The sequence below is a fragment of the Streptomyces sp. NPDC048496 genome, assembly GCF_043200055.1.
GTDB lineage: Bacteria > Actinomycetota > Actinomycetes > Streptomycetales > Streptomycetaceae > Streptomyces.
Window position 1 is genome coordinate 131367 of record NZ_JBICXB010000004.1, and the last position, 16965, is coordinate 148331.

The window sequence follows — 16965 nt, forward strand, 5'->3', positions numbered from 1 at the left end:
GATCATGTGTTCCCTCAGCGCATCCGGCCCAGGGCGTCCTTCAGCCGCCGCGCATCCCGCAGCCGCTGCTCGTACGTCGCCCCGACCACCAGCAGCAGCACACCCGCGAGCGCAGGCGGCAGCCAGCGCGGCAGCGCACCGACCACCTGAACCACATAGGGCGCCAGTTCGTGCAGGGCGTCCAACGCCAGCACCGCGCCGCCTAGCAGCAGCAGCGCCTGCAACCGCAGCCGGGCCCCGGCGAGCGTGAGCACCAGCGCCACCACGCCGAGCAGCAGCGGCCGCACCCACGACGGGTCGGTCCAGGCCGCGACGAGACTCGGCACCAGCGTCGCCGCAAGACCCGCCCCGTACGCCGTCCACGAGGACGCCGCCGGATCGCGGCGCCGCCGCATCACACCGGCCACCAGCGCGGGCACCGTCACCGGCAGGGAGTACGCCTCCGGAACCGACACCCCGGAAGCCGACAACCGCACCCACGTCGCCAGGACGAACAGGACCGCCGCCACGTACCCGGCCGCCGGCCGCCGCTCCGCACGCACGGCCGTACCCGCCGCCAGCACCCCGCACAGCGCGAGCACCAGCGCCAGGTACGGCCTGTCCGGCGCGGCCATCCCGACCGCCACCGCACCCGCCACGGCGCCGGTCAGCTCGACCGGCAGCGCCGACGGGCCGCCCCGCAGCCGCGCCCCGAGCAGCACCGTCAGCGTGGGGACGACCAACATGATCGGCGCGGCCCGGTACGTCGTGAGCTCCAGCGACACCCCTACGGCTCCGGCGAGCACCATCCCGCACACCACCGCCGCACACGCCAGAACTCCCTGCACCCCCCGGGCCGTCGGTGACGCCTCGGCACGCGTCCCCGCCGCGGCCGCTGCGAACAGCACCAGCAGCGTGCCGAAGACCGCATAGGTGGCGGGCTCCGCGGCCAGTGACAGCGCTCCCGCGCTCACCGCCCCGACCGCACCACACACCAGCGCCGCCGGCGCGACCGGGCCCGCCCCACGACGCAACACCCGTACCGCCCCGGCGAGAAGCGCCGCGATCAGCACCAACTGCACCACCACCGCGGCCGCGTACGGAGCGTCCAGCGCAACCGGCACCAACAGCAGCCCCGCCCACCCGGTCACCAGCGCACCGGCCCCCGCCGCACCCCGCCACGATTCGCCCGGGGAGATCACCGCACCGGCCACCCGCACCCACTGGGGCCACCAGTGGCGCGCCGCCCCCAGCAGACCGGCCACCACCAGCAGAATCACCGGCGCCGTGTACAGCTGCGACCACTGGGCGCCCTCCAGCCCCAGCGCACCGCGCGCACTGCCGTCCGGCGCACCCGACCACACCGGGGCCCGCCGCGATACCGGACCAGCCAGCGTCATGGCGGCCGCCGGCGCAGCCGTCAGCACCGCGCCCGAGACCACCGCGGCCGACGCCCACAGCACGCCCTGCCCGGCCGGACGGGGCAGCGGAGCCCGTACCGCCGCACACAGCACCAGACCGCACAGCAGATACACCGGAACCGACCAGTCCTCGGCGACCCCCGCGCGCAGCACACCACCCACAGCCGCGACCGCCGTCAGCCCGGCCACCACTCCACCGGCCACCGCGATCTCCTTCGGCGCCCGCCACACCGCGAACAGCGCGACCGCCGCCCCAGCCAGCAACAGTGCCCCCGGGGCAACGGCGGAGAGGGGCGAACCAGCCGTCACCGACTGCGCCAGCGCCACCAGCGCCCCGTAGAGCCCCGTCACGCATCCGCAGACGGACGCGGTCACCCGGACCCCAACGCCCTTGCCCCACCGGGCGATCGCAGAGTCCAGCATCGCCGTCAGCACCAGCGCCCAACCGAAGACCGAGGCCGACGCATCCGCCGACCACGCCCACAGCACCAACGTGAACTGCGCACTCACCACGGCCACCGGCAGCGGCAGACGAAGCTTGCCGAGTGCCAGACCGTACGTCGTCCACACCACGGCGAGCACTGCCGACGCGACCGCGGTGAACCCGAGACCGTCCGTGTCCGGCGCCGCCACCGCGTGCAGCGCGTACGCATCCAGCATCATCAGCACCAGAGCCAGCGCACCGAGCGACTCGGCCGTCGACGACAGACCGCGGCGCAGCAGCAGGGCGGGCGCGGCCGACGCCGCGACCGTCACCAGGGCGAGCACCGCCGAGCGGCCGCCAATCCCCAGATGACCCCAGCTGACCAGGGTGAACGCGATCGCCGCGATCGTCAGCAGCAGTCCGCCGAGACTCAGCAGCACATTCTGGGCGTTGCGTGGCGGGACCGGCGCACCGGGAGAGCCGAACGGGGCCGCGGGCCACTGCGGATACGGCTGCGCCGGTCCGGAAGGTGCCGCGGACGCCGGTCCCGGAGAAGCGGCGGGCGGCGTGGCCGCCGGCTGCAGCACACTCACCAGCCAGGCACGACGGGTCAGCAGTTGCGTCCGGCGGGCGTCCAGCCGGACCAGTTCGCGGTCGAGGAGCGCCAATTCCTCGGCGGGCGGCGGCACATGTTCCATAGCCGGGAGTGTGGCGCGGCCCACAGATCCGGACATGCGCTCGGCTACTCAGGTACGGGACTGAGTACGCGCAGACTGGAACCCATGGACTGGAGCCGCTACCGCTTTGTGAGCATCTGGGACGTATCCGCCCCGCCCGATGCCGTGTACGGAATCCTGGAACGCGCCGAGGAGTACCCGCAGTGGTGGCCGCAGGTTCGCGAGGTCACCTCGGTCGACGACACCACCGGAACCATGCGCATCCGTTCCGCCCTTCCGTACGACCTGGTCATGACCGTCCGCGCGAGCCGCCACGACCCGGCGGCCGGGATCCTCGAAGTGACCCTCGACGGCGACCTCGACGGCTGGGCCCGCTGGACCGTCACCGCGCACGGCACCGGCAGCCGTGCCACGTACGAGCAGGAGGTCGAGGTGCGGCGGCGGATCATGCGGCTGCTCGCGGTGCCCGGACGTGCGGTGTTCCGGGCGAACCACGCCCTGATGATGCGGGCGGGACGCCGCGGACTGGCGGCCCGACTCGAAGCAGTTTGAACCACCCCCACCGAGACCTGTATGGTTCAGTCCGTTCCCGGGCGATTAGCTCAGCGGGAGAGCGCTTCGTTCACACCGAAGAGGTCACTGGTTCGAAACCAGTATCGCCCACCCCGGGAGAGGCCGGTCCGTCAGCACCATCGACGGACCGGCCTCTGCGCGTCCGGAACCACTCCGGGGGCGTCCGGGATCACGCGGCGGCGGGCAGCTCAGGACACAGCGGCCAGGCCGGATCCACCGCCTCCGGCGTCCCGCTCTTCGCGAACCACGCCTGCAGACCGCGCGCCTGCGCCGCATGCCACACCGCCTGCAGCGCGTGCAGCTCCGCCGGGGACAGCCGCTCCAGCCGCGACGAAAAGCGCCGCCCCACCGCTCGTACCAGCTCCAGCGACGCCGCCGCATCGGCCGCCGCGTCATGAGCGCCGTCCAGCACCACCTCGTACAGCGCACAGAGATCGGTGAGCGTGCGCCGCCCCTTGCGGTAGCGGTCCAGGTGCTTGTCCAGAACCCGGGGATCCAGCACGCACAGCGGCGTGTTCCCCAGATAGCCGGCCAGTGACGACGCCCGGTGCCGTTTCAGCTCCCGGTCGAGCAGCGTCAGATCGAACGGTGCGTTCATCACGACGAGCGGGCGTCCCGCCGCACACTGCTCGGCCAGTGCCCGGGCTATCTCCTCCACCACGGGCGCGGGCCACCGGCCGTTGCGCTGCAGATGGTCATCGGTCAGACCGTGGATCTCGGTCGCCCCCACGGGCACCGGAACCCCCGGATTCACCAGCCAGCGGGTGACGCGCATGCGCCCGCCCGCCGCGTCCTGGACGACCAGGGCGGCCGAAACGATCCGGTCCTCCTCGACGTCCACTCCCGTTGTCTCGGTGTCAAAAGCGGCCAGCGGCCCCTCGTACCAGTGAGTCATCCCCGAACTCCTCGTGCCTGACCGGCAGATGGCGTGATTCCCCTGCCCGATTCGGTGATACCCGCGCCCTTTGCCTGATACGCCGTTTGCGGACCGCTCGCTGCGGTGACAACACAGAGGACAGGCACGGAAGTTGCCTGAGGACGCACCGACCGAACCAACCGATCGGCACAGCCCGGAAGGCATACGGAGCCATGGCGCTCGCGCAGCCCGACCCGAGCGGGCTGTTGCCCCAGCGGATCGCTCCGCTGCGCGGCACACTCGCCACCACCGCCTGCATGGAGACCCTTCAGGTGGGCTACCTGCACGCGGTCGCGGCCGCGGCGGGGTGCTCCCTGTCGCAGCCCTTTCCCGACAACGGCATCGACTGGCATGTCAGCCACGGCGCCCCCGGTCACACCGTCGACGACGAGGTGACCATCAAGGTGCAGCTCAAATGCACCTACCAGATACCGCCGCACCCACCCGGACCGACGTTCGCCTTCACGCTGGACAACGCCCACCTCGTGAAACTCGCCCGGACGCCCGTGTCGGTGCACAAGATCCTGGTCGTGATGCTCGTGCCGCGCAGCCAGGACGACTGGCTGCGCGCCGGGCACGAACGGCTCGACCTGCGGCACTGCTGCTACTGGACCAACCTGGCCGGCCACGCGGTGACAGGCCGGCACAGGACCACTGTGCGGATCCCGACCACGCGCATATTCGACGACCGCGCGCTCTGCGAGATCATGACGCGGGTCGGGGCGGGAGGGAGACCCTGATGCACCGGCCGATGGACGAGCCCGCCGACAGCACGATCCCGTCGGGCACGCGACCACACCCCAGTGAGACCGTGACCCACTGGCCCACCGCCCTGCCGCCCTCCGGGGACATCCCCGACCCCGCCCGCGTCGACCCCGCGGTCCTCGGCGCCCTGCTCGACCGGCACGGCTGGCACCGCCGCGGCGGTGCGGCCGGACGGTACAGCCGGTGGACCCCACCGGCGGCCGCGGCGCCCTCCGGCGGCACGAGCCTCCTCGTACCCGACACCACCGCTTTCCCCGACAGCGAGGACCTGCTCGGCGAAGCACTCACGGCGCTCGCCCGCAGCGCCGCTCCTTCCGCCCGCGACGTGCTGGTCTCCCTCGCCGTGCCCAGCGACGAGATCCGCTGGTGGCGCGATGTCCCCGACGGCGCCGCCGGTCCCGCGGGCGTCGCCGGAGCGGCCGGCTGGACCGCCGCGGAGCAGTTGCGCGCCGCGGCTCGGCAGATCCTGCTCGCCGGAGCGCTCGCCGTACGGGCCCGTACCGGGTTCCACGGCGCACGCCACCGCCGAAGGGCCCTTGCCGCGCTCGAAGGCATCCTCGTCGGACCCGCGCCGGGCGGCCGAGACCTCACCGCCTGTCTCCCCGTCGAAACCGGCCGGGCCGTCGCCGTACGGCTCTGCCACGCCCTGCACGCCACCCGCGAAGCCATCGACTTCCAGCGCGCCACCGGAGGCATGGAAGCCTTCGACAGCGCCGTCGAGGCGGGCGTCAGCCGGGAGCTGACCGAGGCCGTGATCGCGCTGGTCCGCGGCTCGGAGGGAACCAGGATCTCTCTCGCCTGGGCACCCGCCGCGGGAACCCCCGAAGGCTGCCCCGCCCGGCCCGAACCGGTGGAGTTCTCGCCGGGCGACCTGCCTGCCCTGCGCCGGGCGGGAGCCCGCTACCAGCAGGACGAACCCGCCGTCGCGGTCCGGATCACCGGTGCGGTCGTCCGGCTGCGCCGCTCGGGACCGCGCGGCGCGGGAATCGTGCGGCTGCGGGTGCTGGCGGGCGCCGAGGTGCCGCACGTGCGGCTGGAGCTCGACGAGGAGGCGTACCGGATCGCGGGCCACGCCCACCTCGTCGGACTGCCCATCCGGGTGGAGGGGCGACTGGAGAGCCGGGGCGGCTTCCGGCGGCTGACCCGGGCCTCGCAGGTGGTGCCCGTACAGGTCGACGAGGCGGAACGGGACCGGCTGATGAAATCGCTCCAGGAGAACGTCGACTACTTCGAGGAGGCCTGCACGGGCGAATAGCCGGAGAGAGGGGCCCGGCACGGTGACCGCAGACTGCCGGAACGAACCCTTTCGCGAAGGGGGCCGTCGGCTCGGTACGATTCTTCTTGCGTGCGCAGTGGAATATGGCGCGCACCCCCCTTCAGTCAGGAGAGACCGGTGTCAGACGTCCGTGTGATCATCCAACGCGATTCCGAGCGGGAAGAGCGCGTGGTGACGACGGGCACTACGGCTGCCGAGCTCTTCCCCGGCGAGCGCACCGTCGTCGCCGCCCGGGTTGCCGGTGAGCTGAAGGACCTCGCGTACGTCGTCGCCGACGGCGAGGTCGTCGAGCCCGTCGAGATCTCCTCCGAGGACGGCCTGAACATCCTCCGGCACTCCACCGCGCACGTCATGGCGCAGGCGGTGCAGGAGCTCTTCCCGGAGGCCAAGCTCGGCATCGGCCCGCCGGTCAAGGACGGCTTCTACTACGACTTCGACGTCGAGAAGCCGTTCACGCCCGAGGACCTCAAGGCCATCGAGAAGAAGATGCAGGAGATCCAGAAGCGGGGGCAGCGGTTCTCCCGCCGGGTCGTCACCGACGAGGCCGCCCGCGAGGAGCTGGCCGACGAGCCGTACAAGCTGGAGCTCATCGGTATCAAGGGCTCGGCCTCCTCGGAGGACGGCGCGGATGTCGAGGTGGGCGGCGGCGAGCTGACCATCTACGACAACCTCGACCCGAAGACCGGCGACCTGTGCTGGAAGGACCTCTGCCGCGGTCCGCACCTGCCGACCACCCGGAACATCCCGGCGTTCAAGCTGATGCGGAACGCCGCGGCGTACTGGCGGGGCAGCGAGAAGAACCCGATGCTCCAGCGCATCTACGGCACCGCGTGGCCCACCAAGGACGAGCTCAAGGCGCACCTGGAGTTCCTGGAGGAGGCCGCCAAGCGGGACCACCGCAAGCTAGGCAACGAGCTGGACCTCTTCTCCTTCCCCGACGAGATCGGCCCCGGCCTCGCGGTCTTCCACCCCAAGGGCGGCATCATCCGCCGGGCCATGGAGGACTACTCGCGCAGGCGGCACGAGGAGGAGGGCTACGAGTTCGTCTACTCCCCGCACGCCACCAAGGGCAAGCTCTTCGAGAAGTCCGGTCACCTGGACTGGTACGCCGAGGGCATGTACCCGCCCATGCAGCTCGACGACGGGGTGGACTACTACCTCAAGCCGATGAACTGCCCGATGCACAACCTGATCTTCGACGCGCGCGGCCGTTCGTATCGTGAACTGCCGCTGCGTCTCTTCGAGTTCGGCACGGTGTACCGGTACGAGAAGTCGGGTGTGGTGCACGGCCTGACCCGCTCGCGCGGCTTCACGCAGGACGACGCGCACATCTACTGCACCAAGGAGCAGATGGCGGAGGAGCTGGACAGGACGCTCACCTTCGTCCTGAACCTGCTGCGCGACTACGGTCTGACCGACTTCTACCTGGAGCTGTCCACCAAGGACCCGGAGAAGTTCGTCGGATCCGACGAGATCTGGGAAGAAGCGACCGAGACGCTGCGCCAGGTCGCCGAGAAGCAGGGACTGCCCCTGGTCCCGGACCCGGGTGGCGCCGCCTTCTACGGCCCGAAGATCTCGGTTCAGTGCCGGGATGCGATCGGCCGTACCTGGCAGATGTCGACCGTGCAGCTCGACTTCAACCTGCCCGAGCGCTTCGACCTGGAGTACACCGGTCCGGACGGCACCAAGCAGCGCCCGGTCATGATCCACCGCGCCCTGTTCGGTTCCATCGAGCGCTTCTTCGCGGTGCTGCTGGAGCACTACGCGGGTGCGTTCCCGGTCTGGCTGGCCCCGGTCCAGGCGGTCGGCATCCCGATCGGCGACGCGCACATCCCGTACCTGCAGGAGTTTGCGGCCGAGGCGCGGAAGAAGGGCCTGCGGGTCGAGGTGGACGCCTCCTCGGACCGGATGCAGAAGAAGATCCGCAATGCTCAGAAGGCGAAGACGCCGTTCATGCTCATTGTCGGTGACGAGGACATGAGTGCCGGAACGGTCTCGTTCCGCTACCGCGACGGGTCGCAGGAGAACGGCGTGCCGCGTGACCAGGCGCTGGCCAAGCTCGTTGATGTGGTGGAGCGTCGCGTCCAGGCGTGAGGTGTTCCCCGCCGATGCGGGGGCGATCCGGACGCGATCGGTCGGACATGGCACATGTCGACCTGCTCCCCGCGCATGCGGGGCCCGGCCCCCGGAGCACTAACCGCGCTCCGGGGGCCTCTTCTCGTCCTCCCGGGTGAACACCTGCACCAGCCACGACGAGAACGAACCCGTCACGGCCCCCAGCAGCGCCAGACCGCAGACCATCAGCCCCACCGCGACGGTCCTGCCGCCCGGCGTGACCGGCGCGACGTCCCCGTATCCGACCGTGGTGAGCGTCGCGCACGCCCACCACGCCGCGTCGCCGAACGTCCGGATCGTGGCGCCCGGAGCCACGCGCTCCTGGTCGTACACGGCGAGCGCGGCCGAGAATCCGAGCAGCAGGGCGGTCATACCGGCGTAGCTGATCACCCGGGCGTACAGGCTCAGCCGCGGCTGCTCCCGCTGCCGCTGGACCGCTGTGTAGACCCGGATCAGACGCAACGGCCTCAGCAGCGGGAGCACCAGCACCACCGTGTCCAGCCAGTGGGTACGCAGGAAGCGGAGACCCTGGCCGCTGAGCCGGATCCGTACGGCGTAGTCCGCCGCGAAGAGGAGCCAGGTGGCGACGACCAGGGGCGTGCCGAGGTCACGCCACGGCTGGGTGCGGTCGGGAACGAGGATGCGGACCGCGTACCCGAGGAGGAAGAACAGCGACGCGACGAAGAGCGGCACCTCCGTGCGCTGCTCCCAGCGCCTGAACCGGGGAGGGGTGGAGGGGTCCGAGGGCTGGTCGCTCATGGCCTCAGGATCGTCGCCCGGCGTTGGGGGCGGCCCCGGCGACACGCTCCGCAGGAGTGAAGCAATATGCTGATCTGCATGACGACTGAGCCGGAGCAGCAGATCGGAGTGGGAACGCCCGATGCGTTCCAGCGCCTGTGGACGCCCCACCGGATGGCGTACATCCAGGGTGAGAACAAGCCGACCGGCCCCGAGGCCGGCGACGGCTGTCCGTTCTGTGCGATCCCGGCGAAGTCGGACGAGGACGGGCTCGTCGTGGCGCGCGGCCAGAAAGTCTATGCCGTGCTGAACCTGTATCCGTACAACGGCGGACATCTGATGGTGGTGCCGTACCGGCATGTCGCCGACTACACGGAGCTGGACGGTCAGGAGACGCTGGAGCTGGCCGACTTCACCAAGCGGGCGATGACGGCGCTGCGGGCGGCCTCGGGGGCGCACGGTTTCAATATCGGGATGAATCAGGGAACGGTGGCGGGCGCCGGCATTGCCGCGCATCTGCATCAGCACCTGGTGCCGCGCTGGGGCGGTGACACCAACTTCATGCCGGTCGTCGGCCACACGAAGGTGCTGCCGCAGTTGCTCGCCGATACCCGGAAGATGCTGGCCGACGCCTGGCCCGCGGTCTGAGAGCCTGTCGGGTGACCTTCGATCGGAAAGCGGACGCGGTCTGGTGCGTGCGATTCCAAGGCGCTGGAAGGTCCTCGTAGCGGAGCTACTAGGGCATTTCGGCAACGCGGGAAGCGTGCGTGCCAGGGCGTGGCCGCCCGATCAGAGGTCACCCGACAGGCTCTGAGCCGAGCGGTACGAGCACGAGGCGCCCGGGATGTCCCGGGCGCCTCTTCCGTCTGCCCTACGCGTCGTACAGGTCGGCCTTCTTGGGGATCGGGTCCTGCACCAGTCCGCTGAGGATCATGGACCGGTTGTCGAAGCGCTCCGTGTCGACACCGTTCTCGTCCAGGACACGCATGGCCGCGCTGTGCACGGCACGCAGGACGGGGGTGGCGGCGCGCATCGCGTCGTCCGCCATGAAGCGGTGGCGCCACGGCTTCTCCGCCCAGGCGTGGCGCAGGCCGAACGGCTCCGGGAGGGTGATCTTGCCGCCCAGGTAGTCGAGGAGCGGCGGGTACCAGGTGAAGGGGGCGCGCAGGGCCAGGCGGACGACCTCCTTGGACTCCACCAGCGGGAGAGTGATCTTGCGGGTCTCCCAGAATCTGACGGTCTTGTTGACCGTCTTCGTCTTGGCCTCGGGCTTGCTCGTGAAGAGCGAGTGGACGGGGCCGAGGGCGTGTCCGGTGACCTCGATCCGGAGCGTCTCGTGGAGCACCGTGACGGTGATCATCATGGTGATGACCAGCTGGCCGTCCCAGAGGGTGAACTGGACACCCAGGTAGTGGCGGTCGCCGCTGCCGAACTGCTGGTGGTTGCAGATGCGCTGTATCTCGTGCGGCTTGATCTGGAAGGTGGAGACGTCCTCGCCCTCCGGACGGGAGACCGAGTCGGCGTTCTCACCGACGGGCGAGACGATCCAGTGGGTGACCGAGGGCGTGGTGAATCCGCCGGTGTGCAGCGGTCCGCGTTCCAGCTGCTTGAGCTGGTCGTGGATGACGCGTATCAGGTCCCAGCTGCGGAACTGGTGGAACTCCTTGCCGGGTTCCTTGGAGACGAGCTCCTCGGCGAGCTGCCAGCTGCCCCAGCGGGTGCCCATGCCGAGGATGCCCTTGGGGCCGGCATAGAAGACGGAGTTGGACTGCTGTTCGGCGGACAGCTTCTCCAGGCCCTGGCGCAGCGCCTCGCGGGCGGTCTCGTTGGGATTCTTCGGTACGGCCTCGGGGATCTTGGCGATGACCCCGCCGCCGGAGAGCAGCCCCTCCCAGCGGGCGCGCATGTCCTTGGCGGAGGTCTCGGCGATCCGTTTGGCGATCAGCCAGCCGATGACGGGGGCGACGATCATCGCGCGCAGGTACAGCGCGAGGAGACCGCCGACCGGCAGTTTGATCAGGAAGATCAGGGCCACGATGCCGATGACGGGGAGCAGGGCGATGCCGAGGGCGCCGAGGGCCTTGTCCTTGGTGGAGCCCAGGCCGTCGCGGAGGCGGAACGCGAGGACCCACAGGAGCAGTCCGGGCAGGAAGAGGAAGCCGAAGAGCGTGGTCACCAGGGTCAGTTTGGTGTCCCGTGCCTTGCGGAGCCGGGTCGCGGACAGGCAGTGCTCGACGACGGTCTGCGGATCGGTGCCGAAGGACTGGATGAGGGCCTTGCGGGCGCCGCCCAGCATGCGCTCCTGGACGGCGCGTGAGTATGCCTCGCCGAGATTGGGAGTGAAGTACTTGCTCTTGAAGAGCTTGGACCGGCCCTCCTCGACCTTGGACTTGTGCCACTCGCTGTCGGCCTTGAGGATTTCTTCCACCGGGCTGTCGCGGTATGCGGCGGAGGCGAGGGCGTTCGTCGCCACCGCCTGTCCGGATGCCCCCTGGAGCGGGATCTGCGCTCCGGGAGAGAAATCGAATCCGTTGTTGGCCACTGTCGCCCCCACTTGCCGCCAAGGAACCGCTCCTGCGGCTGTTTCCCAACTGCCGTGCCCGGCACACCTTCTGAGCTGGGACCACAGCGTATCGTCCGGATCGGAGCCCTGCCCGCCCTTGTGGACAAGGACGGGCAGAGCCCCCGACTACGCACTGTTTGTGGTGTTTTCCTGCTGTTCGCGGAGGCGATCGGCGAGCTGCGGGGGCATCGGTTCGTGCCGGGCGTACGACCGGTCGAATCGGCCGGTACCGTGCGACAGGGAGCGCAGGTCGATCGCGTACCGGCCGATCTCCAGCTCAGGCACCTCGGCCCGCACGAGCGTGCGCCCCGCCCCTGACTGCTCGGTGCCGACCACCCGGCCGCGCCGCCCCGACAGATCGCTCATGACCGGTCCCACGTAGTCGTCGGGGACGAGGACCTGGACCTCGGAGACAGGTTCGAGGAGCTGGATCCGGGTCTCCGCGGCCGCTTCCCGAAGGGCCAGCGCGCCCGCCGCCTGGAACGCCGCGTCGGACGAGTCCACGGAGTGGGCCTTTCCGTCCCGCAGGGTGATCCTCACGTCGACGAGGGGGTGGCCGGCCGCCACTCCGCGGGCGGCCTGGGCGCGTATCCCCTTCTCCACGGACGGGATGAACTGGCGGGGTACGGCTCCGCCGACCACCTTGTCGACGAATTCGATGCCCGAACCGGGTGGCAGCGGCTCCACCTCGATCTCGCAGATGGCGTACTGGCCGTGGCCGCCGGACTGTTTGACGTGCCGTCCGCGGCCGCTCGACGGGCCGGCGAACGTCTCGCGCAGGGAGACCTTGTGGGAGACGGCGTCGACCTGTACCCCGTACCGGTTACGCAGCCGGTCCAGTGCCACGTCCTGATGGGCCTCGCCGAGGCACCACAGAACCACCTGATGGGTGTCCTGGTTCTGTTCGAGGCGCATCGTCGGGTCCTCGGCGACGAGCCGCGCGAGCCCCTGCGAGAGCTTGTCCTCGTCCGCTTTGCTGTGGGCCTCGATGGCGAGCGGCAGCAGCGGGTCGGGCATGGACCACGGCTCCACCAGCAGTGGATCCTCCGGAGCCGAGAGGGTGTCCCCGGTCTCGGCGCCGCCCAGTTTGGCGACGCAGGCCAGGTCCCCGGCGATGCAGCTGGTCAGGGCGCGCTGCTGCTTGCCGAACGGGGCGGACAGCGCGCCGACGCGGACCTCTGCCTCGTGGAAGGGGCGGGGGTCGTGGCCGGGGTCGGTGAGTCCGTGGCCGAGGACGTGGACCGTTTCGTCGGGCCGCAGCGTGCCGGAGAAGACGCGGACCAGGGAGACACGGCCGACGTACGGGTCGGAGGCCGTCTTGACGACTTCGGCGACCAGCGGTCCGTCGGGGTCGCAGGTCGGGGCGGGGCGGAGGCCGCCGCTCGGCGTGGTGACAGCGGGAAGCGGGCGCTCCAGCGGGGTCGGGAAGCCCCCGGTGATCAGATCCAGGAGTTCGACCGTACCGATGCCCTGGCGGGCGTCCTCGCCGGCGGGCGCCGCCGTGAGGACGGGGTGGAAGGCGTCGCGGGCGACGGCGCGCTCCAGGTCGTCGATCAGGGTCTTGATGTCGATGTCCTCGCCGCCGAGGTACCGGTCCATCAGGGTCTCGTCCTCGCTTTCGGCGATGATCCCTTCGATCAGCCGGTTACGGGCGTCCTGGAGCGGTGCGTGCTGGTCGCCGGCGGGCGGGGTCTCTTTCCGTTCGCCGGAGGAGTAGTCGAAGACGCGCTGCGTGAGCAGTCCGGTGAGCCCGGTCAGCGGGGCGTGCCCGTCCGGGCCCTCGGGGCCGAGCACGGGCAGGTAGAGCGGCAGTACGGCGTCGGGGTCGTCACCCCCGAAGATCTCGCCGCAGACACGGGTCATCTCGTCGAAGGACGTGCGGGCGGTGTCGAGGTGGGTGACGACGATGGCGCGCGGCATGCCGACGGCGGCGCACTCCTCCCACACGGCGCGGGTGGTGCCCGCCACGGCGTCGGCTTCCTGGGCCGCCGAGACAACGAAAAGGGCCGCGTCCGCTGCCCGCAGACCGGCCCTGAGCTCCCCGACGAAGTCGGCGTATCCGGGGGTGTCCAACAGATTGATCTTGTACCCGCCCCATTCGACGGGGACCAGGGAGAGTTGTACGGAGCGTTGCTGGCGGTGTTCGATCTCGTCGTAGTCGGAGACCGTGCCGCCATCCTCGACCCGGCCGGCCCGGTTGACCGCTCCGGCGGTCTGCGCGAGGGCTTCGACGAGGGTGGTCTTGCCCGATCCGCTGTGGCCGACCAGCACCACGTTCCGTATGGAGGAGGGCCGGTCGGCCGTTGCTGCTCTGCCGGCGGCCCCGGTGTGTGCGTGTGCCTTGTCGCCCATGATGTGCCTCCCGGTGGGGTGCGCTGTGCGGGGAGATTGGCTGGCGCGGTGAGGGAAGAAGGAGGGCGCGGGCACGAAGAGCCGCCGCGGCGGCTGCGACGACGCCCGCGGTAATTCGAGCTTTCCACTCCGGTCGGGCTGCGTCCATACGTCGGACGCCGACGCACGAGCACGGACGCCCGGACAGTGGACGTGTCCGACTGGTGACTACGATGGGCCAGCCGGTGGCCGTAGGGGCCGCGCGGCCCACCGACCCCTCGGGAAGGCCATGCTGAACAAGTACGCGCGTGCATTTTTTACGCGTGTCCTCACACCGTTCGCCGCGCTGCTGCTCCGTCTCGGCGTGAGCCCTGACGCGGTCACGCTCATCGGTACGGCCGGAGTGATGGCAGGTGCGTTGGTCTTCTTCCCCAGGGGGGAGTTCTTCTGGGGCACGATCGTCATCACGATCTTCGTTTTCTCCGACCTCGTCGACGGCAACATGGCCCGGCAGGCCGGCATCTCGAGCCGCTGGGGCGCCTTCCTGGACTCGACCCTGGACCGGGTCGCCGACGGAGCGATCTTCGGCGGGTTCGCACTCTGGTACGCGGGCAACGGCGACGACAACGTGATGTGCGCGGTGGCGATCTTCTGCCTGGCCAGCGGCCAGGTGGTCTCCTACACGAAGGCGCGGGGCGAGTCGATCGGGCTGCCGGTCGCGGTCAACGGTCTGGTGGAGCGGGCGGAGCGGCTGGTCATCTCGCTGGTGGCGGCCGGGCTCGCCGGGCTCCACACGTTCGGTGTGCCGGGGATCGACATCCTGCTGCCGATCGCGCTGTGGATCGTCGCCGTGGGCAGCCTGGTGACGCTGGTGCAACGGGTGGTGACCGTACGCCGCGAGTCCGCGGAGGCCGACGCGGCAGCCGCGGCGGACCGGGGGAGCGAGGCGACGCAGTGAGCGGCGCCGAGCGGGAACCGAGGACCGGGCTGAAGGACCGGCTGACCGACGGGCTGTACGGGCTCGGCTGGGGCGCGGTCAAGAAGCTCCCGGAGCCGGCCGCTCAGGCGCTCTTCCGTACCCTCGCCGACCAGGCCTGGAAGCGGCGCGGCAAGAGCGTGCTGCGGCTGGAGTCGAACCTGGCCAGGGTGGTGCCGGACGCGAGCCCGGCCCGGCTCGCCGCACTGTCCAAGGCCGGGATGCGCTCGTACATGCGCTACTGGATGGAGTCGTTCCGGCTGCCCACCTGGAGCCCGGAGCGGATCAAGGCCGGCATAGACGTCGCGGACGTTCACCGGCTGACCGGGGGCCTGGACGCCGGGCACGGTGTGATCCTCGCGCTGCCGCACCTGGGGAACTGGGACCTGGCGGGAGCCTGGGTCACCACCGATCTGAAGGTGCCGTTCACCACGGTCGCCGAGCGGCTGAAGCCCGAGTCGCTGTACGACCGGTTCGTCGCCTACCGCGAGGGGCTCGGCATGGAGGTCCTGCCGCACACCGGCGGGTCGGCCTTCGGCACCCTGGCACGACGGCTGCGGGACGGCGGACTGGTCTGCCTGGTCGCCGACCGCGACCTCTCCGCCTCCGGCGTCGAGGTGCAGTTCTTCGGTGACACGGCACGGATGCCCGCCGGACCCGCGCTGCTGGCCCAGCAGACCGGTGCGCTGCTGCTGCCCGTGACGCTCCGGTACGACGCGACCCCCGTGATGAAGGCCCGGATCCACCCGGCCGTCGAGGTGCCCGAGTCAGGTACGCGCACGGAGAAGACGTCTGCGATGACGCAGGCGCTGGCCGATGCCTTCGCCGCCGGAATCGCCGAGCACCCGGAGGACTGGCACATGCTGCAGCGGCTCTGGCTCGCCGACCTCGAACCCCGTGGAGAGCAGCCATGAAGATCGGCATCGTCTGCCCGTACTCCTGGGACGTACCGGGCGGCGTCCAGTTCCACATCCGTGACCTGGCCGAACACCTGATCCGCCTGGGCCACCAGGTGTCGGTGCTGGCCCCCGCCGACGACGAGACGCCGCTGCCGCCGTACGTGGTGTCGGCGGGCCGGGCCGTGCCCGTCCCGTACAACGGCTCCGTCGCCCGGCTGAATTTCGGCTTCCTGTCCGCGGCGCGGGTGCGCCGCTGGCTGCACGACGGCACCTTCGACGTGATCCACATCCATGAGCCGACCTCGCCGTCACTCGGCCTGCTCACCTGCTGGGCCGCGCAGGGACCGATCGTCGCCACGTTCCACACCTCCAATCCGCGGTCCCGCGCGATGATCGCCGCGTACCCGATCCTGCAGCCCGCGCTGGAGAAGATCAGTGCGCGCATCGCGGTGAGCGAGTACGCGCGCCGGACCCTGGTCGAGCACCTCGGCGGCGACGCGGTCGTCATCCCGAACGGGGTCGATGTCGGCTTCTTCGACAAGGCCGAGCCCAAGGTCGAGTGGCAATCAGAGGGGGCACGAAGCTCGGTTGAGGGCGGTGGCGGGAGACGGGAGGGCGGGACGATCGGCTTCGTCGGGCGTATCGATGAGCCCCGCAAGGGCCTGCCCGTCCTGATGCGGGCGCTGCCCGCCATCCTCGCCGCACGCCCGGAGACCAGGCTGCTCGTGGCGGGGCGCGGCGACGAGGAGGAGGCGGTCGCCTCACTGCCCGAGGCGATGCGCGAGCGCGTCGAATTCCTCGGCATGGTGAGCGACGAGGACAAGGCGCGGCTGCTGCGCAGTGTCGATGTGTACGTCGCGCCGAATACGGGTGGCGAGAGCTTCGGGATCATCCTGGTCGAGGCGATGTCGGCGGGCGCGCCGGTCCTCGCCAGCGATCTGGACGCGTTCGCCCAGGTACTGGACCTGGGCGCGGCGGGCGAACTGTTCGCCAACGAGGACGCGGAGGCACTGGCGTCGGCGGCGATCCGGTTGCTCGGCGACCCGGAGCGGCGCGCGGAGCTGAGTGACCGTGGCCGGGCGCATGTGCGACGGTTCGACTGGTCGACGGTGGGGGCGGACATCCTCGCGGTGTACGAGACGGTGACGGACGGGGCCGCCTCGGTGGCGACGGACGAACGTACGGGGCTGCGGGCCCGGTTCGGGCTGGCCCGGGACTGAGAGCCTGTCGGGTGACCTTCGATCGGAAAGCGGACGCGGTCTGGTGCGTGCGATTCCAAGGCGCTGGAAGGTCCTCGGATGGGGTCTCCCCT

General features: G+C 70.7%; 13 protein-coding genes and 1 tRNA gene. 9 read left to right on the forward strand and 5 right to left on the reverse strand.

Features of this window, described 5'->3' with window-relative positions; genetic code table 11:
- Positions 1 to 14: 14 nt before the first annotated feature.
- Positions 15 to 2522 carry an SCO7613 C-terminal domain-containing membrane protein gene (locus ACGFSA_RS06690; protein ID WP_393300588.1) on the reverse strand — a complete coding sequence of 836 codons (2508 nt, stop codon included), beginning with the start codon at positions 2520 to 2522 and terminating at the stop codon, positions 15 to 17.
- A gap of 84 nt (positions 2523 to 2606) precedes the next feature.
- Here ACGFSA_RS06690 and ACGFSA_RS06695 point away from each other — a divergent pair, with 84 nt between their 5' ends.
- Positions 2607 to 3053: an SRPBCC family protein gene (locus ACGFSA_RS06695; RefSeq protein WP_393300591.1), complete on the forward strand. Its 447-nt coding sequence runs from the start codon at positions 2607 to 2609 to the stop codon at positions 3051 to 3053.
- A gap of 39 nt (positions 3054 to 3092) precedes the next feature.
- Positions 3093 to 3164 (forward strand) — tRNA-Val (locus ACGFSA_RS06700).
- A 79-nt stretch (positions 3165 to 3243) separates the two neighbouring features.
- Here ACGFSA_RS06700 and ACGFSA_RS06705 read toward each other — a convergent pair.
- On the reverse strand, positions 3244 to 3969 hold the full coding sequence (locus tag ACGFSA_RS06705) for a 3'-5' exonuclease (protein WP_393300594.1): 726 nt from the start codon (positions 3967 to 3969) through the stop codon (positions 3244 to 3246).
- A gap of 194 nt (positions 3970 to 4163) precedes the next feature.
- On the opposite strand from ACGFSA_RS06705, the gene ACGFSA_RS06710 reads away from it, so the two are divergent.
- The 3 genes from ACGFSA_RS06710 to thrS all read left to right on the forward strand — a co-directional run bounded on the left by ACGFSA_RS06710 (position 4164) and on the right by thrS (position 8125).
- Complete coding sequence (locus ACGFSA_RS06710) at positions 4164 to 4730, forward strand: DUF4365 domain-containing protein (RefSeq protein WP_266987877.1); 567 nt, start codon at positions 4164 to 4166, stop codon at positions 4728 to 4730.
- On the forward strand, positions 4730 to 6010 hold the full coding sequence (locus tag ACGFSA_RS06715; RefSeq protein WP_393300597.1) for a hypothetical protein: 1281 nt from the start codon (positions 4730 to 4732) through the stop codon (positions 6008 to 6010). Before ACGFSA_RS06710 ends, ACGFSA_RS06715 begins: the two co-directional genes overlap by 1 nt.
- A 138-nt stretch (positions 6011 to 6148) precedes the next feature.
- A complete protein-coding gene (gene thrS / locus ACGFSA_RS06720; RefSeq protein ID WP_393300600.1) occupies positions 6149 to 8125 on the forward strand; it encodes a threonine--tRNA ligase in 1977 nt (658 codons plus the stop codon).
- Positions 8126 to 8224: 99 nt separating this feature from the next.
- Here thrS and ACGFSA_RS06725 read toward each other — a convergent pair whose 3' ends face one another.
- On the reverse strand, positions 8225 to 8905 hold the full coding sequence (locus tag ACGFSA_RS06725) for a potassium channel family protein (protein ID WP_393300603.1): 681 nt from the start codon (positions 8903 to 8905) through the stop codon (positions 8225 to 8227).
- Positions 8906 to 8971: 66 nt separating this feature from the next.
- Between ACGFSA_RS06725 and ACGFSA_RS06730 the strand changes: the two genes are divergently transcribed.
- On the forward strand, positions 8972 to 9532 hold the full coding sequence (locus ACGFSA_RS06730) for an HIT family protein (RefSeq protein ID WP_393300606.1): 561 nt from the start codon (positions 8972 to 8974) through the stop codon (positions 9530 to 9532).
- Positions 9533 to 9755: 223 nt separating this feature from the next.
- Here ACGFSA_RS06730 and ACGFSA_RS06735 read toward each other — a convergent pair whose 3' ends face one another.
- Together ACGFSA_RS06735 and ACGFSA_RS06740 are read right to left on the reverse strand one after the other, a co-directional pair.
- Positions 9756 to 11426 (reverse strand): hypothetical protein, encoded by a 1671-nt coding sequence (locus tag ACGFSA_RS06735; protein WP_393300609.1) that lies wholly within the window; start codon positions 11424 to 11426, stop codon positions 9756 to 9758.
- 147 nt (positions 11427 to 11573) lie between these two features.
- Positions 11574 to 13799, reverse strand: a complete 2226-nt coding sequence (locus tag ACGFSA_RS06740; RefSeq protein WP_393300612.1) for an elongation factor G-like protein EF-G2 — start codon at positions 13797 to 13799, stop codon at positions 11574 to 11576.
- Between the two features lie 268 nt (positions 13800 to 14067).
- Between ACGFSA_RS06740 and pgsA the strand changes: the two genes are divergently transcribed.
- The 3 genes from pgsA to ACGFSA_RS06755 are packed head-to-tail and all read left to right on the forward strand — an operon-like array spanning position 14068 to position 16873.
- Positions 14068 to 14736, forward strand: coding sequence for a phosphatidylinositol phosphate synthase (pgsA, locus tag ACGFSA_RS06745; RefSeq protein ID WP_393300614.1), 669 nt, complete (start codon positions 14068 to 14070; stop codon positions 14734 to 14736).
- Positions 14733 to 15668 carry a phosphatidylinositol mannoside acyltransferase gene (locus tag ACGFSA_RS06750; protein ID WP_393300617.1) on the forward strand — a complete coding sequence of 312 codons (936 nt, stop codon included), beginning with the start codon at positions 14733 to 14735 and terminating at the stop codon, positions 15666 to 15668. The genes pgsA and ACGFSA_RS06750 overlap by 4 nt, the downstream gene beginning before the upstream one ends.
- Positions 15665 to 16873, forward strand: a complete 1209-nt coding sequence (locus ACGFSA_RS06755; RefSeq protein ID WP_393300620.1) for a glycosyltransferase family 4 protein — start codon at positions 15665 to 15667, stop codon at positions 16871 to 16873. The genes ACGFSA_RS06750 and ACGFSA_RS06755 overlap by 4 nt, the downstream gene beginning before the upstream one ends.
- The last annotated feature ends 92 nt before the right edge of the window (positions 16874 to 16965 follow it).

Coding starts and splice junctions, on each gene's coding strand:
- ACGFSA_RS06690 (WP_393300588.1), bottom strand. CDS start 2,522: ATGGAACATGTGCCGCCGCCCGCCGAGGAATTGGCGCTCCTCGACCGC.
- ACGFSA_RS06695 (WP_393300591.1), top strand. CDS start 2,607: ATGGACTGGAGCCGCTACCGCTTTGTGAGCATCTGGGACGTATCCGCC.
- ACGFSA_RS06705 (WP_393300594.1), bottom strand. CDS start 3,969: ATGACTCACTGGTACGAGGGGCCGCTGGCCGCTTTTGACACCGAGACA.
- ACGFSA_RS06710 (WP_266987877.1), top strand. CDS start 4,164: ATGGCGCTCGCGCAGCCCGACCCGAGCGGGCTGTTGCCCCAGCGGATC.
- ACGFSA_RS06715 (WP_393300597.1), top strand. CDS start 4,730: ATGCACCGGCCGATGGACGAGCCCGCCGACAGCACGATCCCGTCGGGC.
- ACGFSA_RS06725 (WP_393300603.1), bottom strand. CDS start 8,905: ATGAGCGACCAGCCCTCGGACCCCTCCACCCCTCCCCGGTTCAGGCGC.
- ACGFSA_RS06730 (WP_393300606.1), top strand. CDS start 8,972: ATGCTGATCTGCATGACGACTGAGCCGGAGCAGCAGATCGGAGTGGGA.
- ACGFSA_RS06740 (WP_393300612.1), bottom strand. CDS start 13,799: ATGGGCGACAAGGCACACGCACACACCGGGGCCGCCGGCAGAGCAGCA.
- pgsA (WP_393300614.1), top strand. CDS start 14,068: ATGCTGAACAAGTACGCGCGTGCATTTTTTACGCGTGTCCTCACACCG.
- ACGFSA_RS06755 (WP_393300620.1), top strand. CDS start 15,665: ATGAAGATCGGCATCGTCTGCCCGTACTCCTGGGACGTACCGGGCGGC.